This is a genomic window from Nonomuraea sp. NPDC051941, assembly GCF_044593615.1.
Genome location: NZ_JBIUCF010000040.1, coordinates 71,690 through 88,567, shown reverse-complemented (window position 1 = coordinate 88,567; position 16,878 = coordinate 71,690). Strand labels below are relative to the sequence as shown.

The 16,878-nt window shown below is 70.6% G+C and carries 20 protein-coding genes; 10 read left to right on the top strand and 10 right to left on the bottom strand.

Annotation, left to right across the window (positions count from 1 at the left end; all coding sequences use genetic code 11):
* Positions 1-5 precede the first annotated feature (5 nt).
* Entirely contained in the window at positions 6-1,058 is a 1,053-nt protein-coding gene (locus ACIHFD_RS47475) for a quinone-dependent dihydroorotate dehydrogenase (RefSeq protein WP_397372506.1), read from the top strand.
* Between the two features lie 19 nt (positions 1,059-1,077).
* Entirely contained in the window at positions 1,078-1,638 is a 561-nt protein-coding gene (locus ACIHFD_RS47470; RefSeq protein WP_397372505.1) for a GNAT family N-acetyltransferase, read from the top strand.
* A gap of 1 nt (position 1,639) precedes the next feature.
* Here the strand turns inward: ACIHFD_RS47470 and ACIHFD_RS47465 are convergent, their stop codons facing one another.
* The 4 genes from ACIHFD_RS47465 to ACIHFD_RS47450 form a co-directional block, all read right to left on the bottom strand.
* Positions 1,640-3,229 (bottom strand): beta-N-acetylhexosaminidase, encoded by a 1,590-nt coding sequence (locus ACIHFD_RS47465; protein WP_397372504.1) that lies wholly within the window; start codon positions 3,227-3,229, stop codon positions 1,640-1,642.
* Positions 3,226-4,098, bottom strand: a complete 873-nt coding sequence (locus tag ACIHFD_RS47460; protein WP_397372503.1) for an N-acetylmuramoyl-L-alanine amidase — start codon at positions 4,096-4,098, stop codon at positions 3,226-3,228. Before ACIHFD_RS47460 ends, ACIHFD_RS47465 begins: the two co-directional genes overlap by 4 nt.
* Before the next feature lie 97 nt (positions 4,099-4,195).
* The gene (locus ACIHFD_RS47455; RefSeq protein ID WP_185069048.1) at positions 4,196-4,444 is read right to left on the bottom strand and encodes a hypothetical protein; all 249 of its coding nucleotides are present in this window, start codon (positions 4,442-4,444) and stop codon (positions 4,196-4,198) included.
* Positions 4,445-4,564: 120 nt separating this feature from the next.
* Entirely contained in the window at positions 4,565-5,614 is a 1,050-nt protein-coding gene (locus tag ACIHFD_RS47450) for a LacI family DNA-binding transcriptional regulator (RefSeq protein WP_350737465.1), read from the bottom strand.
* A 147-nt stretch (positions 5,615-5,761) separates the two neighbouring features.
* Between ACIHFD_RS47450 and ACIHFD_RS47445 the strand changes: the two genes are divergently transcribed.
* Entirely contained in the window at positions 5,762-6,412 is a 651-nt protein-coding gene (locus tag ACIHFD_RS47445; protein WP_397372502.1) for a TetR/AcrR family transcriptional regulator, read from the top strand.
* A gap of 133 nt (positions 6,413-6,545) precedes the next feature.
* On the opposite strand, the gene bldC is transcribed toward ACIHFD_RS47445, so the two are convergent.
* The gene (bldC, locus tag ACIHFD_RS47440; protein ID WP_013133571.1) at positions 6,546-6,749 is read right to left on the bottom strand and encodes a developmental transcriptional regulator BldC; all 204 of its coding nucleotides are present in this window, start codon (positions 6,747-6,749) and stop codon (positions 6,546-6,548) included.
* 322 nt (positions 6,750-7,071) lie between these two features.
* On the bottom strand, positions 7,072-7,935 hold the full coding sequence (locus ACIHFD_RS47435) for a hypothetical protein (protein WP_350737470.1): 864 nt from the start codon (positions 7,933-7,935) through the stop codon (positions 7,072-7,074).
* Between the two features lie 107 nt (positions 7,936-8,042).
* Here ACIHFD_RS47435 and ACIHFD_RS47430 point away from each other — a divergent pair, with 107 nt between their 5' ends.
* Together ACIHFD_RS47430 and ACIHFD_RS47425 are read left to right on the top strand one after the other, a co-directional pair.
* Positions 8,043-9,122, top strand: coding sequence for a Glu/Leu/Phe/Val dehydrogenase (locus ACIHFD_RS47430; protein ID WP_350737472.1), 1,080 nt, complete (start codon positions 8,043-8,045; stop codon positions 9,120-9,122).
* A gap of 152 nt (positions 9,123-9,274) precedes the next feature.
* Positions 9,275-9,505 carry a DUF3073 domain-containing protein gene (locus ACIHFD_RS47425; protein WP_350737475.1) on the top strand — a complete coding sequence of 77 codons (231 nt, stop codon included), beginning with the start codon at positions 9,275-9,277 and terminating at the stop codon, positions 9,503-9,505.
* Positions 9,506-9,594: 89 nt separating this feature from the next.
* On the opposite strand, the gene ACIHFD_RS47420 is transcribed toward ACIHFD_RS47425, so the two are convergent.
* Positions 9,595-10,428: an alpha/beta fold hydrolase gene (locus ACIHFD_RS47420; RefSeq protein ID WP_397372501.1), complete on the bottom strand. Its 834-nt coding sequence runs from the start codon at positions 10,426-10,428 to the stop codon at positions 9,595-9,597.
* 85 nt (positions 10,429-10,513) lie between these two features.
* Here ACIHFD_RS47420 and ACIHFD_RS47415 point away from each other — a divergent pair, with 85 nt between their 5' ends.
* On the top strand, positions 10,514-11,071 hold the full coding sequence (locus tag ACIHFD_RS47415; protein ID WP_397372500.1) for a CGNR zinc finger domain-containing protein: 558 nt from the start codon (positions 10,514-10,516) through the stop codon (positions 11,069-11,071).
* On the opposite strand, the gene ACIHFD_RS47410 is transcribed toward ACIHFD_RS47415, so the two are convergent.
* On the bottom strand, positions 11,056-11,523 hold the full coding sequence (locus ACIHFD_RS47410) for a DUF1772 domain-containing protein (RefSeq protein WP_397372499.1): 468 nt from the start codon (positions 11,521-11,523) through the stop codon (positions 11,056-11,058). The genes ACIHFD_RS47415 and ACIHFD_RS47410 overlap by 16 nt on opposite strands.
* Before the next feature lie 70 nt (positions 11,524-11,593).
* On the opposite strand from ACIHFD_RS47410, the gene ACIHFD_RS47405 reads away from it, so the two are divergent.
* Positions 11,594-13,033 carry a hypothetical protein gene (locus ACIHFD_RS47405; RefSeq protein WP_397372498.1) on the top strand — a complete coding sequence of 480 codons (1,440 nt, stop codon included), beginning with the start codon at positions 11,594-11,596 and terminating at the stop codon, positions 13,031-13,033.
* Here ACIHFD_RS47405 and ACIHFD_RS47400 read toward each other — a convergent pair.
* On the bottom strand, positions 13,004-13,822 hold the full coding sequence (locus ACIHFD_RS47400) for a hypothetical protein (protein ID WP_397372497.1): 819 nt from the start codon (positions 13,820-13,822) through the stop codon (positions 13,004-13,006). The genes ACIHFD_RS47405 and ACIHFD_RS47400 overlap by 30 nt on opposite strands.
* A 114-nt stretch (positions 13,823-13,936) precedes the next feature.
* Between ACIHFD_RS47400 and ACIHFD_RS47395 the strand changes: the two genes are divergently transcribed.
* The 3 genes from ACIHFD_RS47395 (at position 13,937) to ACIHFD_RS47385 (ending at position 15,950) form a co-directional block, all read left to right on the top strand.
* Positions 13,937-14,530, top strand: a complete 594-nt coding sequence (locus tag ACIHFD_RS47395; protein WP_350737493.1) for an exonuclease — start codon at positions 13,937-13,939, stop codon at positions 14,528-14,530.
* 46 nt (positions 14,531-14,576) lie between these two features.
* Positions 14,577-15,053, top strand: coding sequence for a hypothetical protein (locus ACIHFD_RS47390; RefSeq protein WP_350737496.1), 477 nt, complete (start codon positions 14,577-14,579; stop codon positions 15,051-15,053).
* Positions 15,054-15,197: 144 nt separating this feature from the next.
* Complete coding sequence (locus ACIHFD_RS47385) at positions 15,198-15,950, top strand: hypothetical protein (protein ID WP_397372496.1); 753 nt, start codon at positions 15,198-15,200, stop codon at positions 15,948-15,950.
* On the opposite strand, the gene ACIHFD_RS47380 is transcribed toward ACIHFD_RS47385, so the two are convergent.
* A complete protein-coding gene (locus ACIHFD_RS47380) occupies positions 15,947-16,807 on the bottom strand; it encodes a fructosamine kinase family protein (RefSeq protein WP_397372495.1) in 861 nt (286 codons plus the stop codon). The genes ACIHFD_RS47385 and ACIHFD_RS47380 overlap by 4 nt on opposite strands.
* Positions 16,808-16,878 lie beyond the last annotated feature (71 nt).

Genomic DNA, 16,878 nt, shown 5'->3' with positions numbered 1-16,878 from the left:
CCGTGATGTATCGCCTCGTGTTCACGCAGGTCTTGCGGCGTTTCGACGCCGAGGCCGTGCACCATCAGACCGTGAGCGCCCTCGCGCTCCTCGCAAAGCTGCCCGTGGTCAAGCGGCTGCTCTACCGCACGCTCGCGCCCCGCGACCCGGCCCTGCGGGTGACCGCGTTCGGCGTGCACTTCCCTGGTCCGCTGGGCCTGGCCGCCGGGTTCGACAAGGACGCCGCGTGCGCCGAGGGCATCGCCGCGCTCGGCTTCGGCCACGTCGAGGTCGGCACGATCACCGCGCACGCCCAGCCGGGCAACCCGCGCCCGCGCCTGTTCAGGCTGGCGGGAGAGCACGCGGTGATCAACCGGATGGGCTTCAACAACGCCGGGGCGGCCGCCGCCGCCCGCAGGCTGCGCCGCGCCCGCGGCGTCCCCGTCGTGGTCGGGGTGAACATCGGCAAGACCAAGGTGGTGCCCGAGTCGGAGGCCGTGGCCGACTACGTGGCCAGTGCCAAGGAGCTCGCGCCGCTGGCCGACTACCTGGTGGTCAACGTCAGCTCGCCCAACACCCCGGGGCTGCGCAACCTCCAGGCGGTCTCGCTGCTGCGGCCGCTGCTCACGGCGGTCAAGGAGGTCGCGGACGGCACGCCCCGTCCCACTCCCCTGCTGGTGAAGATCGCGCCCGACCTCGCGGACGAGGACGTGGACGCGGTCGCCGACCTGGCGCTCGAGCTGGGCCTGGACGGCATCATCGCCACCAACACCACGATCAGGCACGACGGCGAGACCGGCGGGCTGTCGGGCCGCCCGCTCAAGGGCCGCTCGCTGGAGGTGCTCAGGCGCCTGCGCGCCAGGGTCGGCGACCGGCTCACGCTGGTGTCGGTCGGCGGGGTGGAAGACGTGGACGACGTCTGGGAGCGCCTGCTCGCCGGGGCCACCCTGGTCCAGGGCTACACGGGCTGGATCTACGGCGGCCCGTTCTGGGCCTCGCGCATCCACAGGCAGCTCTCCAGGCGGGTACGCCGCCACGGCCTCAAGTCCATCACGGACGCCATCGGCCGTACCGCCTGAATCCCTTATCGTGGGGCGAATGATCGAAGAGGTACCACTAGCGGACGGCATCACCCTGCGCCCGGCCGCCGAACAGGACGTCGAGGCCCTGGTACGCGCCTACGACCGCAACCGCGACCACCTCAAGCGGTGGGAGCCCCGCAGGCCTGACGAGTTCTTCACCGCGGACGGACAGGCCAAGCGGCTCAAGGGCCTGCTCGAAGATCAGGCGCAGGGCCGGGCGATGGCCTGGGTGCTCGCGGACGGCGAGGAGATCGTGGGCCGCGCGACGCTCAGCGGCATCGTCCGCGGCCCCTGGCTGAGCGCCGACCTCGGCTACTGGGTGGACGGCGGCTACGTCGGGCGCGGCCTGGCCACCGGCACCGTGCGGGAGGTGTGCCGGATGGCCGACGAGGAGCTGCGGCTGCACCGGATCGCGGCCAGCACCCTGCTCGACAACGCGGCCTCGCAGAACGTGCTGCTCAAGACCGGGTTCGAGCCGTACGGCACCGCCGAGCGCTACCTCGAGATCGACGGCAGGTGGCAGACCAACCGCCTCTTCCAGAGGATCCTCAACGACCGCCCGGCCTTCTCCTTCTGAGTCACACGCTGGGGCGGGTCGACTCCGCGTCGTGCGTCATGCCTTCGATGTGGGCCATCGCCTCCTGGACGCGCAACACGCCCGGCCGGTGCGGGCGCCGCCGCTGCCACGGGTGCGGCCCCGCCGGCGGGCGGTACTCCACCCCGAGCGCGTCCAGCCGCCCCAGGTGCTCCTCCAGCCGTCCCTCGAAGCCGTCGGCGGGGCCGGCCCACGCGATCTCCGCCAGCGCGCACGCCCGCGGCCACAGGCGGTAGTCGACCGTGCGGGCGTCGGGCACGCGCTCGGTCCAGAGCTGCGCCTGGGCCCCCAGGACCCGGGCGCGCTCCTCCTCCGTCCACGAGGCCGGCGCGGGGTCGAAGGCGGCCACGTCCGAGACTGTGGTGGCGTCGCCGATGGCCATGGGCTCCTCCGCCGAAGAAGCCTCCGCGTAGTCGAAGTACAGCGGGAACACCGGGGTCGCCACCACGTCGTGCCCGGCCGCGGCGGCCCGGCGGCCCACCCCCATGCCCCGCCACGGCATGACCACGGTGTCCTCCCGCAGCCCGCCGCTGACGAACGCCTCGTCCCACACCACGGCCCGCGCACCCCGCTCGGCCAGCGCGTCCGCGAGCCGCCGCAGGAACCACGCCTGCAGGTCGTTGGAGGTGGCCAGCCCGAGCGAGTCGCGGTACGCGGTGATCTCGGCGGACCCGCCCCAATGGTCCAGCACGACCTCGTCACCGCCGATGTGCACGTAGGGAGTCTCGCCCAGCGCCCCGATCAGCTCGTCGAAGATCGTGGTCAGGAACTCGACGGTCGGCGGCAGCGGCGACAGGATCGCCGAGGAGATGCCCCACCGGTCGAGCACGTCGTACCGCTCTCCGGTGGCCCCGAGCGACGGGTACGCCGCCAGGATCGCCGACGCGTGCCCGGGCACGTCGATCTCGGGGACGACCGTGACGCACCGGGCGCGGGCGTAGGCGCCGATCTCGGCCAGGTCGTCGAGCGTGTAGTAGCCCCCGTGCGGCAGGTCGTCGTACGTGTCCGGCTCCCGCCAGTAGTTGGACGCCGTACGCGGCCGGTGCGAGGAGACCTCGTGCAGCAGCGGGTACGCCCTGCTCTCCACCCGCCACCCCTGGTCGTCCACCAGGTGCAGGTGGAGGCGGTTGAGCTTGTGCGTCGCCATCAGGTCGAGCAGGCGGAAGATCTCCCGCTTGGGGAAGAAGTGCCGCGCCACGTCCAGGTGCAGCCCGCGCCAGGCGAAGCGCGGCGCGTCCTCGATCCGCACCCCTGGAACGGGCCACGAGGCCCCGGTGGAGAACCGGTAGGAGGCGGCGGGCAGCAACTGATGCAGCGACTGCGCCGCGTAGAAGGCCCCGGCCCGTCCGCCGGCCACGATCTCCACGCCCCGCGAACCCACCGTCAGCCGGTACGCCTCCTCGCCGAGCGCCGGATCCCGCCGGACGTCGATCTCACCGGCGTCGCCGGGCCGCAGGTCGAGCCGCGGAAGCGCGAGGCGTACGGCGTCCACCAGGTCGCCGGACACGGTCGCGCCCGAGGTCAGCTCGAAGGAACCGGAAAGATCGCTGAGCAGCTCTGGGCGAGGAATCATGTTTCGAGATAGTGCTGCAATCCGTTCGCCAGCGCCAGCGCGATCTTCTGCCGGAAGCCGGGATCCTGGAACTTGGCCGCCTCGGCGGCGTTGCGCATGTTGCCGCACTCGATGAAGATCTTCGGCACGGTCGACAGGTTGAGGCCGCCGAGATCGTTGCGGTAGTCGAGCGCGTTGCGGCCGATGTAGGTGGAGTACGGCAGGCCCGTGCCCTTGGCGAACGCGTTGCGCACGTCGATGCCGAGCCTGCTGGAGGCGCCCACGACCTTGTCCACGGGGCCGTTGATCTTCTTCGGCATGATGACGTGGAAGCCGTGGTTGGCGGGGGCCGCACCGTCGCCGTGGATGGAGATCGCCGCGTCGGCGCGGGCCTTGTTGCCGATGGCGGCCCGCTGGGTGATGCACGGGCCCACACCGTCGTTGCTCGTCCTGGTCAGCTTGACCGTGGCCCCACGGGATTCGAGGATCTTGACGAGCCGCTTGGAGACGTCGAAGGAGAAGGCGGCCTCGGTGTAGCCGCTGTTGGTCTGGGTGCCCGTCGTGTCGCAGGGCTTCCACTTGGTCAGCACGTTGACCTTGCGGTTGACGGCCGCGGGGTCGCGGTAGTTGCCGCCGTTGTGGCCCGGGTCGATCACGACGACCTTGCCCTCCAGGGCCTTGGCGTCGGGCGGGGACTGCTTGGCGGAAGTCCGCTTGGCGGGAGTCTGCTCGGAGGGAGTCTGCTCGGAGGGAGTCTGCTCGGCGGCGGTCTGCTCCGCGCTGGTCGCGGGAGCGGCCTGACCTGCCGCGGCGCCACCGGTGCCGGTGCCGCCACACGCGGAGGCGATCAGGCCGCAAACAACGAGAGCTGAGGCTGGCAGAGCACGCATGGCATCCAACTTACGGCAAGCCCGGAGCTCAAGCCCTTCTTATGCCAACTACGGCGAGCGGCGGGGAATGCTACATCCTGGCCGGGCCCCTAGCCCCTCACCAGACACGCTCGCCGATCTCCTGGCGCTCCAGCAGGGCGGCCAGCTCCCGCGCGTCCTCGGCGTCGAGCCCGAGGACGACGCGGGGCCGGCCCCACGGGTGGTCGAGGGAGTGGGCGACGTAACTGGCGACCGACTCGGCGGCGCCGTCGACGCCCCGCCCCCTCCCCGCCCGCCAGTGGCCCCAGGCGCGCTCGAGCTCGGCCGCCGCGCGCTGGGCGCAAGACACTAGTTCCGGATCACGCATGACTGTTCCCCCGGATCAGATCGTGGCCGGATCGAATCCGGCCACAAATAGCATGACCCTGACGAGTAAACAGCCGCGCGGCCACGTCTCCGCGCGGCTTGACCCAGCCTTGATCCTCTTTTAAGCGGGACCCGTGCTGCGTCGCACGATCAGCTCGGGGCGGATCTCGCGCAGGCGCGAGACCTTCGCGGGGTCCCCGATCCGGTCGCTCAGCAGCGCCGCCGCCGACCTTCCCATGGTGCGGCGGGGCTGGTCGACCGAGGTGAGCGAGATGTGGTGGGAGGCCGACAGGTGCGTGTTGTCGTAGCCGACCACCGAGAGGTCTTGCGGGACTCGCAGGCCCAGGTCGCTGGCGGCCGAGAGCACGCCGAGCGCGACCACGTCATTGGCGGCGAAGATCGCCGTGGGCCTGGGGTCGCGGGTGAGCAGCGCCGTTGCCGCCTCCCTGCCACCCTCCTCGGTCGAGTCCGCGGCCTCGACCATGATGTACGGCGCCAGCGAGTGCCTGCGCATGGCCACGAGGTAGCCCTCGCAGCGCGACGAGCGCCGGCCCTCGATGTGCGCGATGCGCTTGTGGCCGAGTTCGACCAGGTGGTCGATGGCCAGGCGAGCGCCGAGCTGGTCGTCGTCGACCACGATGTCGACTCCGTCGAGCTCGATGTCACGTTCCCCTACGACGACGGTCGGGGTGTAGGCGGTGGCCTCGATCAGCGTCTCGCTGGTCGGCGCGATGCCCAGGAGGACCAGCCCGTCCACCCTGAGCTCGAGGAAGGCCTCGACGGCCTCGTCCTCGAACGCCGGGTCCCACTGGCTGTTCCCTATGAGCATGCGCAGGCCGTCGCCGTGCAGGCTCTCCTGCAGACCGTCGAGGAACTCCGCGTAGAACGGATTGTGCAGGTCGGCGACGAGCGCGCCCACCAGATGCGTACGGCCTTCGACCAGGCTTCGCGCGACCGCGTTCGGCCGGTAGCCGAGTTCGCGGGCGGCCTGCAGCACGGCCTGGCGCCGGTGCTCGCTCACGTGCGGGGATCCGCGCAGCACGAGAGAGACCAGCGATTTCGAGACGCCGGCTCGTTCGGCGACGTTGCGGATGGTCGGTCTGGGCCGAGGCAGTGTGTCTACCTCTCTGAGCTCGGTAATGGTTGAAGTGTTGACGGGCGGTCCTGACATGTGTCTCCCCCGCGATGCGGATATGGGCACCTGTCTGACCAAACGATCGAGTTCGCGGCAGGGTACGGCCTTCTCACTGTTTGACTCAGGGAATCGTTGCGGGTTGACCCGGGGAACGGTCGGCACGGCGTCGGCTACTGTGCAGGTGTGACACCCGGGAAGTCAGCCGAGACGGCACGGCCGGCGCGGCGCAGGCTCAGTGTCGACCGGCGTCGCGAGGAGCTGATGGCGGCCGCGCTCGAGCTGTTCAGCACCCGCGACGCGGAAGACGTCTCGATCGACGACGTGGCCTCGGCGGCGGGCGCTTCGCGGGCCCTGGTCTACCACTACTTTGGTGGCAAGCAGGAGCTCTACGTGGCCGCGCTGAGGAGCGCGGCGGAGCAGCTGGAGTCCCGGCTTCGCCCCCATGAGGGCGGCAGGCCGCTGGAAGAGCTGGCCTCCGGGCTCAGGCGCTATTTCGACTTCGTCGAGGAGCACGCGGCCGGGTTCGCCGCGTTGCTGCGCGGGGGGCCCGCCAACCGGGCGGGCGAGATCGGCGAGATCGTCGACGGCGTACGCCAGCGTCTCTTCCGCCTCATCCTGAAGCAGATGCGGGTCGATGAGGCCAGCCCGGTGCTGCGCACGACCCTGCGCTCGTGGATCGCCTCCGTGGAGACGGCCGGCCTCGACTGGCTCGAGCACCGTGACATAGAGCGACCGACGCTGGAAAAGATGCTCGTCGATCACATGGTCGCGCTGCTCGGCGTGGCCGCCGCCTACGACGGCGCCGTGGCCATGCTGTTGGAACGACTCAAATAGAGAGATGGAGAGAAGGATGGCGCCGGGCGGGCGGCGCCAACTCTCCCATGCGACGTTGTGTCGCCACGACGGTGGACCAGGCCGTCGGCCTGGCTCACCCTCAACCCCCCTGAGGATCCGTGACGACCCTCACTTACTCCGAGCGCTGCTGCGGAATCCCCGCGAGCAGTGCCCGGACCTCGGTCTCCCGGTAACGCCGATGACCGCCGAGGGTTCGAATCGACGTCAACTTACCCGCCTTGGCCCACCGCGTAACGGTCTTGGGGTCGACCCTGAACATGGTCGCGACCTCAGCGGGCGTGAGCAGTGGCTCGGCCTCGGGTGTACGAGCTGACATTTGTGCGGCCTCTCCTCCGTGTGGACCGGCTTAGCGATCCTGTGACTGCCTTTGCGCGTGTCACGGATGTCCCCCTATGGCACAGAGCGTGCGGCTTTTCTGAGCCATATGCGGCATCACCCGATGTGACCATACCGCCACGCAGAGCGATTGGCGAGCCCTTCTTTGACCCAACTGCCCGCCCCCGCGGCGATGTCACGCTCGGTGATTCTAGCGACACGGTTCGTGGTATCGCAGTGAAAACGGCAAACTACTCAGTTCGCAGAAGAGAGCAGCCGGGAGACGTGACCTACTCATGCAGGTCAGACGGTCGTATTGAGCCTCAGTTGGCAGATTCCAGCTGTTGCATTGACTTCCACCGGAGGATCACCCTCTGGTACATGGCGTAGGCAAGTTCTTCTTGACCCGTGTCCAGGCCCGTCAGGGCGCCCGCCAGCTCGGCCACCGACTGGTCCGCCTGCAACGCGTCGTCGTCCATGAGGTGGACGAGGCCGCCGTAGTCGAGCTCCACCAGCGAGTGCGGGTGGAACTCCTCCAGCCACCTGGCGACGTCCTCCACGTCGAAGTTGGCCGCCACGTCGCCCAGGTGCCTGCGCAGCACGTTGAGCGCCCTGGCCGCCCGCCTCCTGGCCTGCGCCATGGAGGTGACGTAGATGAGGTTGCGTCCGGTAGCGGTCGTCACGTCCTGTCCCGGGTTGGCGGAGCCGAGCACCAGCCAGCGCTCGTTCCCATCAAACGGCACGAACCACGATGGCGGCACATGCCACGCCGTGGTGCGAATGTGCGTACGCAACGCGGACGAACCGGCCTGCCGCTTGTACCGGTCGAAGTCGTCCGCCACCTGGTCCGCGATCGCCTTGGGCACCAGATGGTCCATCAGCTTCACAGGAGTGGTGCCACGCAGCCTTGAGAACGCCAGCCACGAGCGCAAACGGCTTTGCCAGGGACAGACATAGAGACGGTCCTCGACACGCCGCAGATAGGCGTTGGGGCTCTCCTGGGCGGGAACTGGTTGAGGGGGCATACCGAGAAGGCGCATGACCGACTCGCCGTGCTCCGCATTGAGCGCGTTCGCGCGGCGCGGGCGGTCCCGTGAGTCGGCGTAGTCGGCCCACACCTTGCGCTCGGGTTCGGCGAACGCGGTCAGTGGCTCATAGACGCGGAGGTAGGCGGCATAGGGCAGCACGGAGGCATCGTGTCATGAAGCGAACCTGCGTGCACCGTTGTGGCTTACTACGCTGTGAGGTGATCTCCGTCGCAAAGGTGCGGCGGACCGGACAGGGAGTCACTACCGTGACCGACGTCTTCGGTTCGTCCCAAAAGGACGTCCACGAGCAGGTCGTGTTCTGCGCCGACGAGCAGAGCGGCCTGCGTGCCATCATCGCCATCCACAACACGGCCCTGGGCCCGGGGCTGGGAGGCACCCGCTTCTATCCGTACGAGAGCGAGAGCGCGGCCCTGGCCGACGTGCTCAACCTCGCCAAGGGCATGTCCTACAAGAACGCGCTGGCCGGGCTCGACCTGGGCGGCGGCAAGGCCGTCATCATCGGCGACCCGGCCCACGACAAGAACGAGGCGCTGCTGCGCGCGTACGGGAGGTTCGTGCAGTCGCTCGGCGGGCGCTACATCACGGCCTGCGACGTGGGCACCTACAGCGAGGACATGGACCTCATCGCCCGCGAGTCACGCTTCGTGACCGGCCGCTCGCCGGCCTACGGCGGGGCGGGGGATTCGTCCATCCTCACGGCGTTCGGCGTGTTCCAGGGCATGCGGGCCTCGGCCGAGCGCGTGTACGGCACTCCGTCGCTGCACGGCAGGCGCGTCGGCGTCGAAGGGGTCGGCAAGGTGGGCCACCGCCTGGTCGAGCTCCTGCGCGAGGACGGCGCCGAGGTCGTGATCTGCGACGTCGCCCCCAAGGCCGTCGAGCGGGTGCGCCTGCGCCATCCGGAGGTCGACGTGGTGGCCGACGCGGCCGAGCTGAGCGGATCCGACATCGACGTGTTCGCGCCGTGCGCGCTCGGCGGCGCCCTCGACGACGCGACGGTCGCCAGGCTCCGGGCGAAGATCGTCTGCGGCGGGGCCAACAACCAACTCGCCCACCCCGGGGTCGAGAAGCAACTCGCCGAGCGCGGCATCCTCTACGCGCCCGACTATGTCGTCAATTCGGGAGGCGTGATCCAGGTCGCGGACGAGATCGAGGGCTTCGACATGGAACGAGCCAGATCGAAGGCCACCCAGATCTACGACACGACCCTGAAGATCTTCCAAATCGCTGCCGATGAGGGCGTTCCGCCCGCGGTCGCAGCGGATAGGCTAGCCGAGCGCAGAATGTCGGAAGTCGGGCGTATTAGGGGCATTTGGCTGGGCCGCTGACGGCCCACGCCCATACGACGTACCGAGCTGGGCACAAAACAGGTACGGTAATAGGCGAACGATAGGCTGACGCCCAAAGAGACGCGGCGTCAGTGTGTGGTGCGTTAGCGACGAGGGGGTCGGGGACGACCCCACACGAGGGGGTCGAGCCAATGGGGCGCGGCCGAGCAAAGGCCAAGCAGGTCAAGGTTGCTCGCCAGCTGAAGTACAACAGCGGTGGCACGGATCTTGACCGTCTTCGCGATGAACTCGGGGTCGGAGACTCCAGCAGCAATGACGACGCCGACGACCTCAACGATGAGCTGGCGGATCGCTATGCCGATTACGCCGATGACTATGGCGCCGGAGACGACGAAGACGACCGTCCTCCCGGCCGTCGATAGCCGTTCCTGGTTGACGTGACGAGGACCGGCGCCCGCGCCGGATTCTCGTTCACGCTCGTCGGGCCCCACGGGTAACCGTGGGGCTTTCGTCACGTGGTCGTCTTTTCCAGGAAGTCCGCGATGACCGGTGCGATCTCCGGGAGCTTCTCCTCCAGCGCGAAGTGCCCGGTGTCGAAGACGTGCACCTCCGCCTCGGGCACGTCCCGCCGGTACGCGTGGGCGCCCGGCTCCAGGAAGATCGCGTCTCCCCGCCCCCAGAGCACCAGCGTCGGCGGGCGGTGCAGGCGTAGCCATGCCTGCCAGGCCGGGTAGCGCGCGAGGTTCCCGGCGTAGTCGCGGGCGAGGGCCAGCTGCGCTTCCTTGCGTCCCGGCAGGTCCAGGAAGTGCTGGTCGAGCGTCCATCCGTCGGGCGCCACGAGCGCCGGGTCCGCCGTGCCGTCCTCGTACTGGCCGCGGGTGAACGGCAGCGTGAACAGCTCTCCGGACGGCGCCTTGACGGCCTGGCGCGCCACCTCGGACAGCCCTTCGTCGTACGCGTTGGCGTTCTGCACGATGAGCCCGGCGATCCACTCGGGATGCCGCTCGGCCACCCGGAACCCGACGGGCCCGCCGAAGTCGAACGCGTACAGCACGAACGGCCCGAGCCCGATCGCCCGCACGAACCCCTCGACGACGTCGGCCAGCCGGTCGAAGGAGTACTCGAAACCGTCGGGGACCCGCGTGTGCCCGAATCCGGGATAGTCGGGTGCGATCACCCGATAGCGGCCGCCCAGGGCGTCCATGAGCCGCCGGTACTGGTGCGACGCGGACGGGAACCCGTGCAGCAACAGCAGCGGGACCCCGCCTTCCGGCCCCGCCTCCCGGTAGAAGACCTCGACCCCCTCGACGTCCACGAACCCGTGCCTGATGTGTGGAATCCGCATCTCACATGCCTCTTTCTCGCGAAGACACATTAGTTATAGACCGATGGGCGCTAATGGGTCAAATCATGGATGTAGCATTAGCGGCATGGAGTTGCTGACGGGTGAGCCCCTGGCCCTGGACCTGGTCAACACACGGTCCCGCGACCACGACGCCCTGGACCGGGCCGCCGACTTCGGCGACTGGCTGGCCAGGCAGTCGGACCGCCTCACCCCGCCCGGCGGGCCCTTCCCGGCCGCCGACCTGGCCGCCGTCCGCCGGCTGCGCGGCCATGTGGAGGCGGCCCTGGACGCCGCCCGCCAGGCCGTCCCCGCGCCGCCCGACTCGATCGCGGCGATCAACGAGGCCCTGCGGCTCTCCCCGCCGTACCCTCGGCTGGAGGCCCGGGGAGTCGTCTTCACGAGCGTCGCGCGGCGGGACGGCACGGACGTGAGCCGCCTGCTCACGCAGCTCGCCGAGGCGGCCGTGGAGCTGCTGACGGACCCCGACGTGGGCAAGGTCCGCTCCTGCGAGGCGCCCGACTGCCGGATGCTCTTCCTCCCGGCCCACCCCCGCCGCCGCTGGTGCTCACCGACGCTCTGCGGCAACCGGATCCGCGTCGCCCGCTACTACCAGCGGCACAAGCCGGATCACTCCCAGACGTAGAGCGCGGCGCCCAGGAGGACCACGGTGAGCGCGCAGGCCCAGCCGCGCACGGTGTTGAAGCGGGTCCAGCGAGGCAGGTAGTCGGCCCAGTCGACCTCGCCCGCGTCGATCGCGTTGTTCAGCGGGACGTTGACCGCTCCCGTCACCATGATCGAGCCGGCGAAGGCGACGACGGCGCCCGCGACGGCCAGGATGCCCGGCAGGCTGCCGGGTCCGGCCACGAACAGCAGGATCCCGGCGACCAGCGCGAGGATCGGCGCCAGCATGAAGGTGGACAGGAACGCCGGATTGAGGATCTTCTGGTTGATGCTCCGCATGACGGCTGCCGCCTGCTCCTTGTCGACGGCGTCGAGGCCCGGCATCACCGACGTCGAGAAGGCGAAGTAGACCCCTGCCATGAGGCCGTTGAGCACGAGCGCGAGGATCACCGCGACGGCCGCGAGTACGTCCATGCGGCAATGATCCCGCGCGGGCGGGATCTTTTCCACGGGGTTGTCGCCCGCGGTTGCTAGCCTGCCGGGCATGCTGGAGATCGGTGACGTCGTGGCCGTGCCCCTGCCGCTCGGCGGTTTCGGCGCGTGCCAGGTGACGGCGGCGGGCGGCGAGCTGACGGTGTGCGTGTTCGACTGGCATTCCGACGCGGCGCCCGCGCTCGACGACCTGCGCGCGGCCCGCCCGCTGATCATCGACCACCACAGCTGGGAGGGCGTCCCCCAGATCCTGTCCGTCGACGCGGCCGCCCCGCTGCCCGCCGGTTTCGTCCGGCTCGGGTCGCTGCCGGTGAGCGCCGGCATGCCGCGCTCGACCAGCGCGTACGGCGGATGGCCCGCCCTGGGCGTGCAGGTCGTCCTGCAGCGGCACTGGGACCTGCGGGTGCCCGACGAGGTCAAGGCCGCCTACAAGGGCGCCGCTCCCGGGCAGATCGAGGCCGACTTCGGCGGCCGGCGGATCCGCAGGCCGGCCATGGTGTCCGGGCTCGACCTGCGGGAGCTCCACGGCGAGGTGCGCTGGGCCGGGCTGGACGCGCTGCCCCGGGTGACCTCGCTGACCTGGGCCGGGCCCGATCGGGGCCTCGCCGCCGCCCTCTCGTCCCGGCCGATCATCACCAGCCTGCACTGGGCCGATCCGCCCGGCGAGGTCGATCTGGGCGGGACGCATCTCAACGATCTGACGTTCGCCGGAGCCTCGCCGCGCCGGCTCGTCCTGCCGCCCACCCTGACCCGCCTGCGCCTGGACGCGGCGCCGCCCGAGCTCGTCACTGCGGCCGCCGGCGGGCGGTGGATCCGCGTGACGACCCGCTCCGGCGTCCCCGCCGGGCTGAGCGGCGTGCGCGAGGTGGCGATGGAGGTGGCGGGCGACCTGCGGCTCGCGGCGCTGGACGGGCTCGCCGAGCTGGAGTCGCTGCGGATCCAGTGGCTCCGCTCGTACGGCGGGCTCGTCGGCGCGACCGCGTTCCCCAAGCTGCACACGCTGGAGCTGATCGACGCGTACGGGGTCGACGCGTCGATGCTGCCCCCGCCCGGCAGCGCCCTGCGGCACGTCAGCGTCGCCTCGCTCAGGAGCAGCCAGAGCGGGCCGATCAAGCAGCGCTACCGGGGATCGGAGGTGCAGGTCCGGCTACGCGGCGCCAAGTCGGACAAGTGGCTGGCCGCCAACATCGACAATCCGCTGCGCAACTGGGTCGACGACGACCGACGGGCGGGAGCGGCGGCGTGCCGGGCCTACACGACGGCCTCCGAGTCCATCGGGCGGCTGAGCGCCGACGATCCGGGCGGGGTGGCCGACGCCAGGCAGACGCTGCGGGAGTTCGTGGAGAGGCTCAACGACCTCGACGGACGGCACGGGATGATCGACACGTTGCGGCGGGAGGAGGCGGGCGACGCCTTCATGGCGCTGGCGGCGCGGGCGGGCGTGCCCTCGGGCGAGGCCGGCTCATGGTTCGACGAGTGGCGTGATTTCTGAGGCCAGCGTCTGGCCCGCCTCGACCGCCTCGCGCAGGCTCCTGGCCAGCGTGTCCGCCTGCTCGGTCAGGTCGCGCAGGCCCTCGGCGTCGCCGGTCTGCGCCAGCAGGTCCCGATATCTGTCATTGCTGCGCTGCAGCTCCTGGGCGCGCAGGGCCGAGTCGGCCGCCTTGACGCGGCCGGCGTACACCTCCAGCTCCCACACCCGCTCGGTGACCGCCGCCACGGAGCGGCGCAGGGCCTCCTGCTGGGGTTCGAGCACGGCGGCCAGCTCGGGCGTCATCAGCTCCACCCGCGCCTCGGCCTGCTCGGCCCGCAGCTCCGTCTGCGTACGCAGGAGGCGGGCGACGTGCCACAGCCGCTCGGGGAGCACGACGTCGTTGGCGACGGTGTCGAGGAGCCCCAGGCGGTTCACCCGGGAGTCGGTCACCTCCAGGATCGCCTGCCTGGCCCGGGCCAGCAGGGTGAGAGCCTCGGAGTCCAGCTCGGCGGGGTGGACGTGACGCTCGCCGCCCCTCCGCTCCGGCTCGGGCCGGGAGACGCCGATGTAGAGCACCATGACGAGGAAGACCATCAGCCCCGCCATCCCCGCCGACTCGTGGTCGGTCCTGAGGGCCGCGGCGCCGAACAGCGCGCCGCTCAGCCCCGTGACCCCCGCGGCGACGCCGAGCAGGCGCCTCATCCACGGCGGCGGCGCGGGCTCCCGGCGGCCGAGCAACAGCGTCCGGACACCGCGGATCCGCCGCCGTTCCCGCCGGGAGGCGGCGGGATCCACGATCGGTTCGTTCATACGCGACGCCTCCCCCACTAGGCTGCTCCCCGAGCACACCGCGTGCGGCCCCGCCGGATCCACCAGCCCCGTGTGCGAATGTGGTGCAGATGTCGTGCAGCTACGCTTTCCCCCGTGTCACGACTTCCAGAGCTTTATGTCGCCGTGGACGTGGAGGCCGACGGGCCGATCCCGGGCCCGTACAGCATGATCTCCCTGGGGATGGCCGTGGCCGGGCGGCCCGGCCTGACCTTCTACACGGAGCTGCGGCCGATCTCCGACGACTTCGTGCCCGAGGCGCTGGCCGTCTCGGGTCTTGACCGCGACCGGCTGCTGCGCGAGGCCCCCGCGCCCGAGGTGGCCATGGCGGCGGCCGCCCGCTGGGTCGACGGCCTGCGGAAGGTCGGCCGCCCGGTGTTCCTGGCCGCGCCCGCGGTGTGGGACGGGATGTTCGTGCACTGGTATTTCGTACGGTTCACCGGCAAGAGCCCGTTCGGGGTGACCGGCTCGGGTATCGACCTGCGCAGCTACTGGATGGGGCAGACCGGCTGCCAGTGGTCGGAGACGGGCAAGAGGACCATGAAGCGGCGGCTGGGCCTCGAAGGGCTGCCGCACACGCATCACGCCGAGGAGGACGCGGCGGAGCTGGCGCGGATGTTCGAGGCGGTCATTCTCACGAGATCTTCAGAATCCGCACAGGAAGCTCTGAGGGATCCCGGAGAGCGTTGAGGGGACCGGAGATTCCCCCCTCGCTCGTATCGGACGGTGGTCCCGCATGGCCTCGACCTCGACCTCGGTGAAGCCCGCTGCCCGCTCGACGGGCCGCGCGGTGGTGCGTCTCGGCCTTCTGGGGCTGGTCGCGATCGGCATCATGGGCGCCGCCCTCGAGCTCGCCTTCGAACGCCACTGGCAGAGCCCGGTGCAGCTGATCCCGTGGGTGGCACTGGCGCTGCTGGGGTTCGCGCTCGTGCTGCTCGCCCTGCGCGACACTCCCCGGGCGGTCACCGTCGTACGGGTGGTCGCGCTGGTCGTGCTGCTCGCGTCCGCGTACGGCGTCTTCATGCACGTGTCCGTCAACCACGGCGCGGGCGCGGCCGATCCCACGTGGGACACCCTCTCCCCGCTCACCCAATGGTGGTACGCGCTCACCAAGTCGGTCGGCCAGGCGCCGCCGCTCGCCCCCGGCATGCTCGCCCAGAGCGCGCTGCTGCTCTCGCTGGCCACGCTGACGTCCAAGACCGATCGTCCGTGAACGGCGGCTGAACGTTCCCGCATCGGAACCTTTCCCCCACCTTTCGCGTCACACCCAGACAAAGCGCGTGTGACTCGTGAGGCTGGTGAGGTTCGAGTGGCGTTAGGTCGTACATTCATAGCGGCGGTCGCGGTGGCGGCCACCGTGTTCAGTGCTGACGGGGCGGCGGCGAAGACGGAGCCCGCGCCCCAGGCGGAGCCCCGGCCGCCCGTTCCGGCGGTGGCCGTGTCCGCGCCCGTGTCCGCGCCCGTGTCCACGCCCGCCGCCGCCGTCGCGGCGGAGCCCGAGTGCGTCCGCATCAAGGGCGCGGAGGCCTGCGTCGGGCCGGACGGGAGCGACCGTCCGGGCATCACGATCGAGGACACGGCGAACGACGAGCTCCACGCCACCGTGGAGTACTACCTCAACGGTTACCTGGGCACCAAGTACGTCATCCACAACCTGGGGCGTAAGGGCGAGGTCCGGGGTAACCGAGAGATCGGGAAGATCGTGACGTTCCGGGCGGCGGTTTACGAGGGCAACCACCGGGTGCGGTTCGGGCGATGGAAGACTGTCCGCAACATCACGAAATATCCGATCAAGCGGGAGACGCGGGTCACGACGGCCGCCGCGCGGTCCCGGTCCAAGGTGTGCACCTCCACGAAGGGGGCCTCCACCCTGTGCTTCAACGAGCGGAACACCGTCGTGTTCGCCTGTGACACGAGCGCCGACCAGTACCAGGCCCGCGCCGAGTACTTCATCGCCGGCGACCCGACCGCTCGTTTCGAGATCCACCAGCTGGCCGGGGTGAACACCTGCGGCAAGGCCGAGCACGGGGATCTCGCCGTCAGCATGTACCGCGCCTCGCTCTTCGACCACAACCGGCGGGTCGCCACCAGGCTGTACAAGTACAACTAGACGAAGGGCCTGATGATCTCCCGTACGGCCTCGGCGGACTCCCTCGGGTTGTCGTCGTGGGCGAGGCTGCTCAGCAGCTCGCGCAGGTGGAACACCCGCATACGGTCCTGCCAGCCGTCGGCCAGGTGCGCCGCGTCCGCGTACGCCTCGAAGAAGCGGTCCGAGGCGGCCGGGCGCGGCGAGCACCAGAGCATGCTGAGGTCGGCCTCGGCCCAGCTGTAGGAGACGGCCGGGTCGATCAGCGCCGGGCCGCCCGCGCGGCCGGACAGGATGTTCTCGCGCCACAGGTCGCCGTGCGTCAGCACCGGCGGCCGTGGCGGGAGCAGGTCGGGCAGGGCGGCACACAGGCGTTCGAGCGCCCGCCGCTCCTCGCGGCCGAACGCCGCCGCCACCAGCGGCTCCGGCAGCCAGCGCAGGATCCTGCGCTCGGCGAAGAACGCGTGGCCGTCGGCGTCCCAGCTGTTGTCCTGGCGCAGCCGCCCCAGCCAGCCGTCCCGGTGCCAGCCGAACCTGTCGGCCGCGGTCGTGGTGTGGAGGGTGGCCAGGGTGCGGGCCAGGTCCTCCCAGAAGCGCTCGTCGCCGTCGCGGCGCGGTGGCAGGGGTTCGAGCACGAGCAGGCCGGGAGTGGCCGCCAGCACCTCGGGCGTGGTGACTCCGCCCAGCTCGCGCAGTGCCCGCAGCCCCTCGGCCTCCACCTCGAACAGGCCGGGCACGGGGGTGCGCAGGGTCTTCGCGAACACGCGCGAGCCGTCGCGCAGGGTCGCCAGGCCGGCCAGCGCCACCACTCCCCCGCCGGCCGCCTCCGCGGACACGGCGTCGAACCCGGCCTCCCGCAGCCGTACGAGCAAGAGATCCACGATCGGCCCCCATGAAAGTTTCAACGGTGTTTGACGGGCGAGGCGGCACACCTCATGATCATGATGCCTCC

Excerpts from the sequence above, each read along its gene's own strand:
- ACIHFD_RS47450 (WP_350737465.1), bottom strand. The coding sequence starts at position 5,614 with ATGTCAGGACCGCCCGTCAACACTTCAACCATTACCGAGCTCAGAGAG.
- ACIHFD_RS47400 (WP_397372497.1), bottom strand. The coding sequence starts at position 13,822 with ATGAACGAACCGATCGTGGATCCCGCCGCCTCCCGGCGGGAACGGCGG.
- bldC (WP_013133571.1), bottom strand. The coding sequence starts at position 6,749 with ATGTCAGCTCGTACACCCGAGGCCGAGCCACTGCTCACGCCCGCTGAG.
- ACIHFD_RS47455 (WP_185069048.1), bottom strand. The coding sequence starts at position 4,444 with ATGCGTGATCCGGAACTAGTGTCTTGCGCCCAGCGCGCGGCGGCCGAG.
- ACIHFD_RS47460 (WP_397372503.1), bottom strand. The coding sequence starts at position 4,098 with ATGCGTGCTCTGCCAGCCTCAGCTCTCGTTGTTTGCGGCCTGATCGCC.
- ACIHFD_RS47420 (WP_397372501.1), bottom strand. The coding sequence starts at position 10,428 with ATGCGGATTCCACACATCAGGCACGGGTTCGTGGACGTCGAGGGGGTC.
- ACIHFD_RS47390 (WP_350737496.1), top strand. The coding sequence starts at position 14,577 with ATGGCCTCGACCTCGACCTCGGTGAAGCCCGCTGCCCGCTCGACGGGC.
- ACIHFD_RS47405 (WP_397372498.1), top strand. The coding sequence starts at position 11,594 with ATGCTGGAGATCGGTGACGTCGTGGCCGTGCCCCTGCCGCTCGGCGGT.
- ACIHFD_RS47425 (WP_350737475.1), top strand. The coding sequence starts at position 9,275 with ATGGGGCGCGGCCGAGCAAAGGCCAAGCAGGTCAAGGTTGCTCGCCAG.
- ACIHFD_RS47415 (WP_397372500.1), top strand. The coding sequence starts at position 10,514 with ATGGAGTTGCTGACGGGTGAGCCCCTGGCCCTGGACCTGGTCAACACA.
- ACIHFD_RS47410 (WP_397372499.1), bottom strand. The coding sequence starts at position 11,523 with ATGGACGTACTCGCGGCCGTCGCGGTGATCCTCGCGCTCGTGCTCAAC.
- ACIHFD_RS47470 (WP_397372505.1), top strand. The coding sequence starts at position 1,078 with ATGATCGAAGAGGTACCACTAGCGGACGGCATCACCCTGCGCCCGGCC.
- ACIHFD_RS47475 (WP_397372506.1), top strand. The coding sequence starts at position 6 with ATGTATCGCCTCGTGTTCACGCAGGTCTTGCGGCGTTTCGACGCCGAG.
- ACIHFD_RS47465 (WP_397372504.1), bottom strand. The coding sequence starts at position 3,229 with ATGATTCCTCGCCCAGAGCTGCTCAGCGATCTTTCCGGTTCCTTCGAG.